This window comes from Microbacterium sp. NPDC055988 (assembly GCF_042269505.1).
Classification (GTDB): domain Bacteria; phylum Actinomycetota; class Actinomycetes; order Actinomycetales; family Microbacteriaceae; genus Microbacterium.
In genome coordinates this window covers 2,861,908-2,875,315 of record NZ_JBHJXY010000001.1, presented here as the reverse complement: position 1 = coordinate 2,875,315, position 13,408 = coordinate 2,861,908, and the positions used below count along the sequence as shown (strand labels likewise).

The 13,408-nt window shown below is 60.6% G+C and carries 8 protein-coding genes; all 8 read right to left on the bottom strand.

What is annotated here, in order from left to right:
* Nucleotides 1–18 precede the first annotated feature (18 nt).
* From ACFC14_RS13715 to ACFC14_RS13680, 8 genes are read right to left on the bottom strand one after another with little or no spacing between them, the layout of a single operon-like run.
* The gene (locus ACFC14_RS13715) at nt 19–1,701 is read right to left on the bottom strand and encodes a UvrD-helicase domain-containing protein (RefSeq protein WP_376105466.1); all 1,683 of its coding nucleotides are present in this window, start codon (nt 1,699–1,701) and stop codon (nt 19–21) included.
* A complete protein-coding gene (locus ACFC14_RS13710) occupies nt 1,702–3,309 on the bottom strand; it encodes an ATP-dependent endonuclease (RefSeq protein WP_376105464.1) in 1,608 nt (535 codons plus the stop codon).
* Nucleotides 3,306–5,132: a hypothetical protein gene (locus ACFC14_RS13705; protein ID WP_376105462.1), complete on the bottom strand. Its 1,827-nt coding sequence runs from the start codon at nt 5,130–5,132 to the stop codon at nt 3,306–3,308. The genes ACFC14_RS13710 and ACFC14_RS13705 overlap by 4 nt, the downstream gene beginning before the upstream one ends.
* Nucleotides 5,129–5,854: a M48 family metallopeptidase gene (locus ACFC14_RS13700; protein WP_376105460.1), complete on the bottom strand. Its 726-nt coding sequence runs from the start codon at nt 5,852–5,854 to the stop codon at nt 5,129–5,131. Before ACFC14_RS13700 ends, ACFC14_RS13705 begins: the two co-directional genes overlap by 4 nt.
* Nucleotides 5,841–8,927 carry a type I restriction endonuclease subunit R gene (locus ACFC14_RS13695; protein ID WP_376105457.1) on the bottom strand — a complete coding sequence of 1,029 codons (3,087 nt, stop codon included), beginning with the start codon at nt 8,925–8,927 and terminating at the stop codon, nt 5,841–5,843. The genes ACFC14_RS13700 and ACFC14_RS13695 overlap by 14 nt, the downstream gene beginning before the upstream one ends.
* On the bottom strand, nt 8,924–9,667 hold the full coding sequence (locus ACFC14_RS13690) for a TIGR02391 family protein (protein ID WP_376105455.1): 744 nt from the start codon (nt 9,665–9,667) through the stop codon (nt 8,924–8,926). The genes ACFC14_RS13695 and ACFC14_RS13690 overlap by 4 nt, the downstream gene beginning before the upstream one ends.
* Nucleotides 9,664–10,887 carry a restriction endonuclease subunit S gene (locus ACFC14_RS13685; protein ID WP_376105452.1) on the bottom strand — a complete coding sequence of 408 codons (1,224 nt, stop codon included), beginning with the start codon at nt 10,885–10,887 and terminating at the stop codon, nt 9,664–9,666. The genes ACFC14_RS13690 and ACFC14_RS13685 overlap by 4 nt, the downstream gene beginning before the upstream one ends.
* Complete coding sequence (locus ACFC14_RS13680; protein WP_376105450.1) at nt 10,887–13,337, bottom strand: N-6 DNA methylase; 2,451 nt, start codon at nt 13,335–13,337, stop codon at nt 10,887–10,889. Before ACFC14_RS13680 ends, ACFC14_RS13685 begins: the two co-directional genes overlap by 1 nt.
* Nucleotides 13,338–13,408: the final 71 nt, after the last annotated feature.

Below are 13,408 nucleotides of genomic sequence, written 5' to 3'. Positions count from 1 at the left end.
CTCTTTCTGTACTTCGGCCTACCGGACGGCGATCGCGGCCCAATCAGCCGCGCTGAACCACTCGACAAGGCCCGTGTCGTCCAGCGGACTGGCCGTCGCGATGTTGGCAAGGAATGAGGAAGCTGTTCGATTCATCGGACGCCCCGCATTCGTTGGCACGGACGCCGCGCGACTGACGACTACGCCGTGACGCGCGCGAGAGAGCATGACGGAGAGCACCCTGGCTTCCTCGGTCTTCTCGTCCGCACTCGTCGCGCGAAAGTCCGGGATGACACCTTCTTCAAGGCCCACCACTACGACCCAGTCAAACTGCTGGCCCTTACCAACATGGCCGGTGAGTAGGTGGACTCCGGAGGCCGTGATCAACGTGTTCGCATCACCAATGTGGATCCGTGAACGGATGTCCGCAGCTGTTGTCCCGTCGCGAAGAAGGTCATGACACCAGTGCAAGGCACCGAGCAGACTCTCGCGCCCCGTCGGATCCGTGACTGATTCAAAAACAGCCGCGTCGCGTAGAAACGCCATCTTGTCGCCGGCTGCGTCATATCCACGAACGTCGAACCGCGCGAGCATTGACTTGATGGTGCGGGCCGTTTCCGTGTCGAGGACGCCGTCGTCCCAGCGGTAGAAAGCAACGCCAGCGCTCGTCAATGCGTCTTCTACGAAACGCCGTCGGCCGAGCGTCCTTGCGATAATTCCGACTCTCTGGCCGGGCACACGAGCGACGAGCGCTGTGACCACCTGCGCCACCCACGTCGCCTCCGCATCGGCCGTACGATGTACCACGGAGGCGGCCAGCCCTCCGCTGGGCCATGACCCAGGATCCGCAGCAGTAAGCGGCGTTCCGGCCGTCAGAGTCGACATAGCGTTCACCATCGCCAGCACAGCGGGTGACGAACGATGCGACTCCGAAAACTCGATCACCTCGGTACATTCGGCTCGGATCGCGGCATCAATCTCGCTCGGCTTAGCACCGGCAAAGCCATAGATGCCCTGAGCCAGGTCGCCCGCATAGGTGGTCTTCTTGTATCCGATTCGGTTCACAATGCGCAGCTGCTGCGGAGTGAGATCCTGAAACTCATCGACAATGACGCTTCCAAAGTGTGCCTGGTATAGGTCCGCCACGAGGTCGTTCGCGAGGATCAGCTCCGCCAATCGCGGGAGGTCGTCGTACGTCAGCCTCCCCTCAGCGACTCGTAGTCGCTCGATCGCGAGCGCGGCCTCTCGCCCCGGTCCGCTCAAGTACGTCTCCACCTCTTCATCGGTATGGGGCTCCTGCTTGGCTTTCCGCAGCGTGGTCTGCACCGCGGCCGACGTGTTGAAATCAAACCCCTGGGCGCGGCATTGTGCGCCCACCCAATCGCCGTCCGGGATGATCATCGACGGGTCGAGCCCAATGACGTTAGCGTGTGCGCGGAAGAGACGAGCTGCGAGTCCATGAAAGTTGGTGATGGTGACGCGATCACGAAGAGTCGCGCTCGGGAGGTAGTCCTGCAGACGCTCGCGAATATTGTCTCGGGCGCGGTTCGAGAACGTGGTCACGAGAATCCTCTGCGGGGCGCTCACGTCGCCGCGTTGAAGGAGCCCTTGGATGCGAAGAGCCAATGCCTCGGTCTTGCCACAGCCTGCCGGGGCGATGACTAGGAGGTCCCGAGCATCGGTGTCACGGATCGCGATCTGAGAGGGTGTCGGTCTGATCATTTACGGCGCGATCTCCGTGAGGAGGTCATCGATGCTTGTTATCGCGGACGCGTTCGACGCAGTCAGGACCGGGAGCACAGAGAGAGCCGCTCGGACCTTGCGCTTGTTAACGCGGCAGAAGGAGGCAACGTCTTCGTCCGTGAATGCGCCCCCATCGCCGGTCGGCACGCAGTTCCCGAGTTCGTTCTTCGAGAAGTGCCCGCCGCTTGCCAGCGCGGCGTGGACGTTCGCGCCGCCGAGCGCTCGGACATATTCATCCTCGAGATCACGTTGCGAGGTATGGACCGAGTGGGAGCGGAGGTCAGCGACCGCGACGCCGAGCGTGTCTGCCAGTTCCTGCTCTGCGTCGAGATCTATGAGGCGCGAGACCGCCAGGTCGAAGCCGGTCGGGCCGAACAGCTTGGCAATCGGCCGAATCTCGCTCGCGCCGTCCGTTTCGATGACGGATACACCGAGACGATCAAGATTACGATCCGTAAGATCGGCGACACGCTCAAGGATGATGCGATCCGAGAGCCCCTCGACCGTGACGACGCGAGTCGCGGTGAGCGGTTCCAGCTTGTCTCTGACCCACCACTTGACGAAAGTTCGTTCGTCCGCTGCAAGGAAGCCAGCATCGGGCTGGACGATCTTGCCGCCCGGACGAACCACGACGATCGAGTCCGCATCGAACGCGCCCACAATATCTGAGGAGTGGGTCGCCAGCACCTTCTGATTGCTGCTGGCCCGGAGCAATCGCGCCAGGCTGCGCTGCGACGTGGGGTGCAGGTGGATCTCGGGCTCATCGATACCGACGACGTTTGCCCCCGCGCTTATGAGGTCGTAGAGGGCAATCGCGTACAACGCGCGCGTCCCGTCGGACTGCTCGGAAAGTTCGTGCTCGACACCACCCTTTGTGACTCTGAGTCGGACATCGCTGAGCACGTCATCGTCAGCAGAAGCACCGCTGACAAACGAAAGGTCCTTCTTTCGAAGCTTCTCGGGCAGAGCTTTCGAAAGTTGACGAGCCAACTGCTTACGGAGGTCACCGAGAGTATCGGACTCGTTGAGCGCGTTCTGAAAGCTCGTGGAGATTGCGTCGAAATCCGCCTTCTCCCCGCCGAGCTCGACAGCGCGCAGCATGTCGTCAAGTGCAGAGCGCCGGTCCTCTCGAAGATCCCGCGTCTGAGCTGTTGCGCTGAGGAACTTCCACCCGAGCCCCGTGATTTGATCGCGGGACAGCTGACGCCCGGTGCCGGCATGCGGCCCAATTCTCGCGATACTGAGCGACTCACTTGCGTCGACGGAGGCCGTCAGCTGAATCGCAAGTGATCGGTCGTTCGTCACAGGGTCGACGAAGATTTCGTCTGCAAACAATGTCTTCTCGTCAGGGCTGAAGTCGACAAGCTCAATCTCGAACCGAAGTTCCTGCTCGGTGTTACGAAAATCATCGACGCTGAGATTCGCATACAGCTGGGCCGTGCTGGCACCCAGCACCAGGTCGATCGCGCGCAGTAGCGATGACTTGCCGACGTCGTTCGCACCAACGAGGACGAGGTGGTCGCGGACCTCGATTTCCGTGTCCTCGAGCCGACGGTAGTTTTCAAGTTTGACGCGCGTAAGCTTCATCGACGGCCTCCCACTTCAAGCCCAGGTTCCTTCTCTTCCTCTTCATCCATAGCCGAGTCGGTACTCTCTCGTAGGTCCGCCGTCAAAGTAAGGCTCTGAGGCACAAGTGGTCCTCGACGGCCGACAATCACGCCCACAACGATCACCAGAAACCGCAGCGCCCACCAGAGCTTGCGGAACAGCCACCAGGTAACGACAGCAGCCAGGATCACGGCAATGATCGCCCAGGGCCCCCATCCGCCGAGGCTCGCAAACCACTTGAACGGTGCGAGGAGCCAAGGGGTGTGCGCGAGGTCCGGAGTTTGCGAAACCAGAGTGAGCAGATCCTGAAGCGCAGGTATCGCGACCAGCACTGCGAGGACTGTGGCGATCACAGTCAGCACCATGGATCGGCGAGATTGAACAGTCGCCTGATGAGTTGCATCACTCTGTGACGCCAGACCTAGAGCAGTTTCGATCGTGCGCCGCATATCCTGGGCACCGAGTTCGTTGAGTAGACGCGTCGCGATCTCACGCGCCGAGCCATATCGCAATTCGTGTTGCCGCATGTCGGTGAAGACGTCAACGCTGTCTCGCTGAAGCCGTGTGAGCTTCTTCCCGTAGAGACGCGGCTTAGCCACACGGCCCTCGATGTCTTGCAGCCGAGCGTACTGAAGCATGACGTGCTCGACGAGCAAGACCGTGTTGAGTTCATGGAAGGGCTCGCGATCACCACTTCTGAAGTCAATCAGCGTCGTCGAGCCGATATTCGTCGTCAGCAAACGATCGGTCTCCAGCGCGAGATTGATCCCTCGCAGGCGTTCACGGTCGAAACCTCCGTTGGGCTGATACCGCGCGGCCACCTGAGCAGCGTCATCCGAATGCATGTTGCGCCAAGAGTCCTGCTCCTTGCAACACGCTCCTGCGGAGGCAAAGACCGTTGCGTGGATGTTCCACTGCGCATTGCCCCTGCGCTTGAGAGCCTTGCGAACCACGAGCAGATGCTCGTGAATAAGGTCCGCGAGCGTCAATCCCTCGCCCACATCTCGCACGAACAGACGCGCACCAGCATCTAGCTCGTCTGCCCAGGTCCCTTCGGTCTGTAGCGCAAGGAGCGGCTCCGGGACTTGCGATGCCGCAACCTCCATCCTGTCCGATCGAGACAGGTGAATCAGCTGAGACGTCGTGAGTCTGGCGTGGAGGGGCACTGCAATAGTGAGCTGCAATACGCCCGATGAATGTAGAAGGAGTCGTGGTTCGAAGACAACATGTGCGGTTTCTGACGACGCAGGTAACCGAATGTCGTGGTACGAGCCGCGGAGATTCAGACGCACGAAGCGGTCGAAGTCGCGGCTCTGCCCACCAAACAGCCGTGCGTCCATCTCTCGCTCGACGGCCGATATTTTCTGTGCGTTGAGAATGACTTCTTGGCCAAACTCGAGTGCTTCATCGATCGACCCATCACCACTGCTGGGTTCCAGTTCTTCAGTGGACCCGCTGCCTCGAGCAAGTCCCCCCCACATGATCAGCGGATGCCTCAGCACGAAACGCGTCAAGGACCCCGCAGTCCGCTCCCGTCGAAACCGATCCGCGTCGTCCTTCAGTCGCCTCGTCCGCTCCAGCGTGCGTGCGAGCTTTCGCATCGACGGAGTTACACGGATCCCTAACTCTGAGGGCCAGGCCGCAGAAACCGCTACGTCGTCCCCGAGGAGCTGCCGCACTGCAGTCCTTAGATCAAGGTCGCGGCCGAGATGTGTCGTGAGCGTGAAATGGACCGTCGGCTGCGCAAACAGCGCCTCGTGTGTAGGCGTCTTCGCTTTGGCTGAGAACTTCGCCTTCTTCACGCGTACCAGTCCTCTTCGGCCAGCGGTGCGCCATTGAGCTCGTCGCGACGCGACCGCCAATCCGGGAGATTACGGTCCATCAACGCCGCGAAGCGTGCACCATGGTTACCGTCGAAGTAGTGCGTGAGCTCGTGCACCACGATGTACTCAAGGCAATCCGGGTGCTTCTTGGCGAGTTCGATGTTGAACCAGAGGCCGTGCGTTTCGCGGTTACACGATCCCCATTTCGTCTTCATCTTTCGGATGGTCCACCTCGGAACGGTCACCTCGAGGCGCTGTTCCCATTTGCTAATCAGATCAGGCAACGCGGAGCGAAGCTGATCGCGATACCACCGCTCGAGATAGGTGCGGCGCTGCTCAGCTGACGCTTCCGGCCCGACGTACAGCGTGAGCCGATCGCCGTCGACCTCAACATGCGCGCGTCCGGGTCGTTCGACTACTTTCAGCCGTTTCCGGCGTCCCCACACGTAGTGCGACTCGCCCGTAACCATCTCACGAACGGACTGGCGTTCGGCGCTCTGCAACTCCTTGCGCTGACGCCGAATCCAGGCGAGGCGCTGAATCACGGCCAGTCGGATGTGCTCGTCATCGAAACCCAACGGCGCAGCAACGCGAACGCGACCCGCGGGCGGGTAGACGCCAACGTGAAGATGCTTGATGTCCTTGCGGATGATGTCGATGTCGAGGCCGCGAACGGTGAGGTATGCGCTAGCGGTACTCATCGCGCGACCTCATGAGATCAAAGACTGCCTCGACCCGGGCATCGCCGTCAGGCAACGAGCGGGCGACCGCTTGCTTGACTTGCTTCCGCTTCATCGGGTTGTCGACCCAGTCGTGCTTTTTCACGTTCCGCACCGCGGAGTCGATCGCGAACGCGAGGTCGGCATCGTCGTCGAGGGTGTCAATAAGGGCCTTCTGCCCACCGTGCTTCGCCCACGTGGGGTAACTCTTGCCGGTTTCCTTGTTGCCGAGCTGCTGCGCGGCCTCGAGGATCTTGGCGAGGTAGGTCTCATAGTCGAGCGCCTGCTTTCGTCGTTCCTCAAGGATCGCGTCGAGCAGTTCACTCATCCGGTCGTAGAACTTCGGATTCAGCGCGTGCTCGTCGATGATGACTTTGCGCATGTTGTTGACGATGGTCTCGGCGACCGCATCTTTGCTCTTCCGGATGCCAGGCGGGAGCTTGTCGATGGCGGCGGGACCGAGCTTCACGATCAGGTCAATGAGTCCTGTGTCCTCGAAGTTCGACACCGCCTCCGACGCGCCAGCCTTGATGTAGGTGTCGAGCAGGAAGCGCATGTCGGCTTCGTAGGCCTTGAAGTCGACGTCTTCGCCAGCAGCAAGCTTTACCTCGGCACGTACGTCGCTGTAGTGAGCGATCTCCTTCTTGATCTTCTCGACGTCCGCAGGACTGTAGCCGGCCTCGATCATGTCGTTGGCAATGTTTGCGAAGGCGCGCGTGACCGCCGAGACCGCCTTATAGAGTTCGACGCGCTTCGGTTCGTTGACCTTGATCTGATCAGCATCTCCCGCGTCCTTCGCAACGAAGTATGCACGATACTGATCCGTTCCCTTAGGAGGGAGCACCGGCTCGCAGAGCGCACGGATCCGCTCCAGGGCATCGTCAAGATCATCCCGAGCCTTGTCGATTCGGTCCGTCAGCAGCCCTTCGATGTCTTGCTTCTCGTACCCCTCGAGTGCGCCCGAGGTGTAGTCGTTGATGGCGCTCTCGAGCGAGTTGAACAGGTCCCGATAGTCAACGATGTAGCCGTAGTCCTTGTCGTCGCCGTCGAGGCGATTCACGCGGCAGATCGCTTGGAACAGCCCGTGATCTTGCATCTTCTTGTCGATGTAAAGGTAGGTGGCACTCGGCGCGTCAAAGCCTGTGAGGAGCTTGTCCACCACGATGAGCAGCCGCATCTGGCCCGGCTCCTCGATGAACTGCTTCTTGACCGCAGCCTCGAACTCTTCGACGCGCCCCATGGCAGCGTCTTCGGATTCGTCGAAGTAGTCGGCCAGCATGCGGCGATAGATGTCGTACTGCGCAAGCTTCTCGGTCTTGCCCGCGCCCGCATCCTCTTTCGAGATCTCCGTGACGTTGGGCTGATAGCTCGTGACGATCGCGCACTTGCCTTTGAAGCCCGCGCTGACGAACAGGTCGTAGAACTTGCATGCCTGATAGATACTGGCGCCGACGAGCATCGCGTTGCCGCGGCGGTCCATGAGCCGCGGCTTCGTCTCCATGTCGAGCAGGATGTCGGCGACGATCTGCTCCGCGCGGGACTTGCTGGAGACGACCTTCTGCATGGTGCCCCAGCGCTTCTTGAGCTCGGCGCGGGACAGGTCGGTCATACCCTTGGTCTTCGCTTCAAACCACTTGTCGACGTGCGCGGGCGAGGTCAGGTCCTGGTCGATGTCGCGCGCTTCGTAGCGAAGGTCAAGGACGACTCCGTCGCTCACCGCTTCATTGAACTTGTACGTGTGGATGAATGACCCGAAGGTTTCAATGCTGGTCGCCTTGTCAGCCTTCAGGAGGGGCGTGCCCGTGAAGCCGATAAACATCGCGTCGGGTAGGAGCTGCTTCATGGCGCGGTGCATCCTGCCGGACTGGGTTCGGTGGGCCTCGTCGACGAAGACGAAGATATTGCCCTTGGCGCGGAAGTCCTTCGGGAGTGCGGCGCTGAGCTCCGCGATGTAGTCGTCGGTATCGGCGTCAGTGTTGTCACCGCTGTCGCGGAACTTGTGAACGAGCGAGCCGATGAGCCACTCTTCCGACGTGTTCAGCGTCGAGATGAGGTCGGCACCGCTCTTGGTCCGATAGATGGACTCGTTGACTCCCTTGAAGACCTTCTCGATCTGATCGTCGAGTTCGGTGCGGTCGGTGATGATGAGCACGCGTGGATCGGTGCCGACTTGGGACTCGCGGATCCACTTAGCCAGCCACACCATTGTCAGGCTCTTGCCCGAGCCTTGGGTGTGCCAGATGATGCCGCCCTCGCGCTGGGCGATACGCTTCTGCGCTGCCTTGACGCCGAAGTATTGGTTGTGACGCGGACCCTTCTTGACGCCCTTATCGAACACGATGAAGTCGTGAATCAGTTCCAGAAGACGGCCTTTGGAGCACATCTGCACGAGGGCGCGATCGAGCGGCGAGTCGACGTCCGACTCTTCCTTCCACTCGAGCCAGTACTTCTCGGCCGTGTCGATGACGCCGTAGCGAAGCCCTTCGGCGTCGTTGCCGGCGAACAGGTACTGGACGGTTGAGAAGAACGGACGGATGAAGTCCTTGCTCTGGTTGCCGATGGACTGCCGAATGCCCTCGGTAAGGGACACCTTGGAGCGCTTCAGCTCGATGACGCCGAGTGCCAGCCCGTTGACGTAGAGGACGATGTCCGGGCGCTTGGTGTGGTGGCCGAGCACCGTGACCTCTTCAGCGAGCGCGAAGTGGTTGGCGGACGGAGTCTGCCAGTCGATGAGCCAAACCGTCTGTGTTGATTCGCCAGCGGCCGCCTTGACCTTCACGCCGTAACGGAGCAGCTGGTAGACGTCCCGGTTCGCTTCGTAGAGGTTGTGGCCGACACCCACGGCGGCAGCTTTCTCTAGCTGCTCAATCGCGCGAGTGATGAGCGCGCCGTCGTAGTTCCGGGCACGCAGGTTCTGGCTGAGCAGATCGGCCTCGATGCCGTTCGTCCGGTTGCCGTCGTGCCAGTCTCCGAGGTACTCGTAGTCAAGCTGCTCCGTGAACAGCTTCATGACGCGGTCTTGTGTCTTCTTCTCGATCTGTCCCACTGTGCTCATGACGCGCCCCCTGCGTGCTCCACTGTTGATTCATCCACCCAGCGCGCAAGCACGCTCAGCGCCGCCAGGTACTCAAGTGCCACCTGCTCGGAAAGCTCCTGGTCCGCCTCATGCGAGAGCGGATTGCGAATACCGGCAAAGACCCCCTCGGCGAACGTCATCGCGCCGCGCTGCAGCGACCGGTAAGTGTTGCTGTCCTCGGGTCGCGTGCGTCGCAGGCGCGATTTCCCCGGCTTCGCTTCATCAAAGGAGAACGACTGCTTGAAGAGATCCGTCTCACTGACATCGCGGCGACCGACTTTGTTCTGAGTCTCGGCGTTGAGCTTCGTCGCGGCGTCGCGCACAGCCTGGACGAAGTGGCCGGACTGCCACAGCGACCGCGCGCCGCTCCAGATCCACGGGTGCAGGTTGGCTGCAGAGATCTCCGGCGCGTCGTCGCCGAGGTTCTGCCGGACCTCGTCCGAACGGAGGAGAGCCTCTCGCGCCCTAACCGAAGCTTCGTAGTGAACCGACCACTTCTGCTGGTCCTTCTTCTTGATCTGGCCCCGCCAACCGCGAACGACGCGATCGAGGATCTGCTCAACTACTTGAGCCTTCTTAATAATGTCGTCCTCCGGCGCGGCGGTTCTGTAGCTGTGAAACCCGATCGATCCAGGCGGTGACTCGATGTACGTCACCGTCGTTGCACTAATGAAATGGTCGAGTTGCTCGAGCGCCCACTCGGTGTTTAGGCCACTCATGCGGCATCCTCCATGGGGAGGCGCACCCGGCCCGTGAGGAGTTGCTGCATCATTCCTTGCTTGATCGAGTTCGCTTTGGCCAATTGCCTACGAACCACGACAATTTCTTGCTCAGCCTCGAGCAGGACCCCAGCGATCGCCTGTTGCTCTTCCAGAGACGGCGGAACGTCGAGGACTAGAGTCACGAGGTCACGCTGATAGAGGTGGGAGATTGTAGACCCGGCAGATAGTCGTCCTAGAAAATCAGCGAAGGCTCGCGAACGAAGCATCAGGTAGAAAAAGCGAGGGTCATACGCGTCACGAATCGGGCGGATAACGAACACCCCGCTGTTAAGCGTTGCAGGGCCAGGTAGGGCATCGACGTATGCAGTCTTCCCAATCGAGCCGTCCTTAGTCAGAAGAACGTCGCCGACGCGAAGCTGGATGTACTGGTCCTGGTCGAACCTCCACTTATCCACATAGGGGGTTGTCTGCCAGTTGACGCGCCCGTCCACGAAGTCCGTTCCGCCGACGAGTCGGTAGTCGCCACTAGTTCGATACTCGTCTGTCTTGAGGCCCTGCCAGCCGATACGGGCTTTCATGACCGAGCGCGCAGCGACAGCCATCGGCGTCCAAGGCGAATCGAACCCCGGTAGACGCGTCCGACCGGTAAGGAGCTCCTGCCTCATGCCGTGGACGATCGAGCGCTTCTTGGCCAGGAGTCGCTCGAGAGTTCCGATCAAGTCGTCGGCGTCATCAAGCGCAGAAGCGATCGCTTGCTGCTCCCTGATCCCGGTCTCGGGAACCAAAGTCGATCTGACCTGCGTCAGGCTGATTTGGGGATAGGCCTGTCCAGTAACGATCGACTCGTAGTACTCACGCATCGACTGCTGCGAGAGCAGGTGATAGATGAAGCCAGAGTCGAAGGTCCCATCCTTCACGCGGATGCGGGCGATGTGCTGGTTGATATTCGCTGATCCGACACCCCTAAGCCGCACGACGCGCCCTACGTTGCCGGTAATGGTCATCAGAATGTCACCATCCTTGACACGGCTACGACGCAACGCCTGGTCCGCGCTCTCGGAGATGAACATCGACTGGCGCAAGTCCAGTCCGTGGCTGGAGACGCATTCGCTACGAAGGAAGGGCACGCCGAACGCTTGCCACTTGTAGCCATACGTCGTGGGCGTCGCCCCCTTCGTGATGAAGGTTGAGATGTCTCCGAGGGTTTTCTGTACCACTAGCGAACTCCCATCGCCGCTAGGTGCGCCGCCACTTGGCGGTCGATTTCAGCGAGCCGCAACTCGAGATCTCCCACCGTCTCTCCATAACGCTCGCCAAGTACACGGAGGCGACCCACGAGCGCAAGGGTGAGGTTGCTCACCGCCCCGTCAATGCGCTCAAGAAGAACCGATCGCCACTTCTGATCTAGCAGGAGCTCCTGTACGTCGCTGTCCGTGATGGCGCCGTACTTGCGAAGCGTCCACTCATCGAGCTTGGCCCGAGCGTCTTTTGCCGCCTTCTTCGCTGTGGCTTCATGGCCGTAGAGCTTGATCAGATGGCTGAGCGCGGCGATCTCTCCCTTGTCGCCTGAGCCCCTGATCTCGCGCAGGCGTCTGGCTGCCAGCACCTTCGAGATCTTCTCGTCATCCACGGCCTCGGCAAGCAGGCCCTCTTCAACGGCATGCTCTTCGACGTACTCCTCGACGGCGAGGGTCGCGTCGTCAGCGGCGACTTGGAGCCCTTCGACCTTCGCCTTTTCTGCGCCGAAGTATCGGGACACTATGAGGGCCGGCGGGATGAGGTCCATCTTGAACTTCTTCTTGGCGCGCCCGCTGCCGATCTCCAGGTCTGCGTCCTCGGCGAGTTTGCGCTCCTTATCCTCGATTGTGGGGCGAGGCTTGGCAGCGCTGGCCCACGATCCACCGTTTCCGAGCTCAGTCATGAGCAGATACACGTCGTCGTGCATCGTGTCGTTCCAGTAGCTCATGAGTTGCTGGTAGACGTCGTACTCGTCGAGCAGCGGCATGTCTTTGAAGCGGGCGAGCAGGTCGTCTCCGAGGTCGCGAATCAGATCATTCGGCGTAGTATCCGCAGTAATGCCGAGCAACGCCTCCCGATGCGACGCAAACCAAGCATTCACGACACTTTCGACGTCTGCGCGGATGAACTCCAGACCGCTGCGATTGAGCGCGTACTCCTGGACCTCAGACGGGTCAACTTTGAGCCTTGAATAGCCCTCGCGGAGCGGCTCGAACAACGCGGCCTTCAGAGCAGGCAGTGCATCCCAGTACTTCTGGAGCGCGTCGACGTCGTGATTCGGGATGCCACCGTGCAGATGTGCTGACAGATCCTGAAGGTCCTCGGGCTCCGAGCTGTCGATGTAGCGCGGGATGTTGAGGTTGAAGTTGTTCTTCGGATCGGCGATTTCGCTCATCGGGACCATGCGCGAGTAGCCGTCAATCGTGAGCTGGCGGTTGAAGGTGTCGACGATTTTGTGGATGTCTTGGTCACGGAGTCGGTTCTTGTTGCCGTCCTTGATGAAGCCCTTGCTGGCGTCCACCATGAAGACGCCGGTTCGGCTGACGGCGTTCTCCTTATCAAGGAGCACAATGCACGCAGGGATTCCCGTGCCATAGAAGAGGTTCGCTGGCAGACCGATGATGCCCTTGATGAAGCCGCGCTTGAGGAGTTCGCGTCGGATGTTCCCCTCCGCGTTGCCACGGAACAGCACGCCATGCGGCAGGATGACGGCCGCCTTGCCCTCAGACTTCAAGGACGTGAGGGCGTGGAGGAGGAAGGCAAAGTCGCCGTTCTTCTCAGGTGGCATGCCGTACTCAAACCGACCGAAGTCCTCTTCGAGGCCGTTGTTCCATGACTTGATGGAGAACGGGGGGTTCATGACGACGTAGTCGAAAGTCTTCAGGCTCTTGCCGTTCGTGAGCTGCGGGCTCGGGCTCGTGATTGTATCGCCCTTGAAGATCTCCGCAGTCGCGTTGCCGTGGAGGATCATGTTCATCCTGGCCAGCGCCCAGGTCGCGTTGTCCTTCTCCTGGCCGTAGATCGTCATCCCGCGGGGCGCCTCCGCGGCGGCCTTCAGTAGCAGAGAGCCGGATCCGCAGGCACCGTCGTAGACGGTTTCGTCTTGACTGGTCAAGTTTCCGATGCCGACAACCTTGGCGAGCACGCGTGAGACCTCGGCAGGCGTGTAGAACTGCCCCTTGCTCTTGCCCGACTCCGTGGCGAAGTGGCGCATCAGGTACTCGTACGCATCGCCCAGCAGGTCGTCGCCCTCTGCCCGGGAACCACGGAAGTCCAGATCGCGGAAGATCGTTACGAGCTTCGAGAGGCGGTCTTGCATCTCCTTACCGTTGCCGAGCTTCTCCGGGTCGTTGAAGTCTGCCTGATCGATGACATTCCGGAGACCGTTGGCGTCGGCCAGCTTGCCGATGATCTTGTTGAAGCGGTCGCCGATCTCCTTATCGTTCTTCGCGGCGAACATGTCGTCGAACGAGCCACCCTCAGGCACCTCGATGAGACTGTCGGGATCCGACTTCGCCTTGTCCGAGACGTACTTCATGAACAACATCGTCAGGATGTAGTCCTTGTACTGGCTCGCGTCCATGCCGCCACGGAGCTGATCACAGCTTGCCCACAGTGAGCTATAGAGGTCCGACTTCTTGAGAGCCACTACCACGTCACCACCTTCGGCGACTGGATGGTCGCGCTGCGCTCGCTGACGCACTCCTCGGTTGAGAGTTT

Coding starts and splice junctions, on each gene's coding strand:
- ACFC14_RS13710 (WP_376105464.1), bottom strand. CDS start 3,309: ATGAAGCTTACGCGCGTCAAACTTGAAAACTACCGTCGGCTCGAGGAC.
- ACFC14_RS13715 (WP_376105466.1), bottom strand. CDS start 1,701: ATGATCAGACCGACACCCTCTCAGATCGCGATCCGTGACACCGATGCT.
- ACFC14_RS13700 (WP_376105460.1), bottom strand. CDS start 5,854: ATGAGTACCGCTAGCGCATACCTCACCGTTCGCGGCCTCGACATCGAC.
- ACFC14_RS13690 (WP_376105455.1), bottom strand. CDS start 9,667: ATGAGTGGCCTAAACACCGAGTGGGCGCTCGAGCAACTCGACCATTTC.
- ACFC14_RS13695 (WP_376105457.1), bottom strand. CDS start 8,927: ATGAGCACAGTGGGACAGATCGAGAAGAAGACACAAGACCGCGTCATG.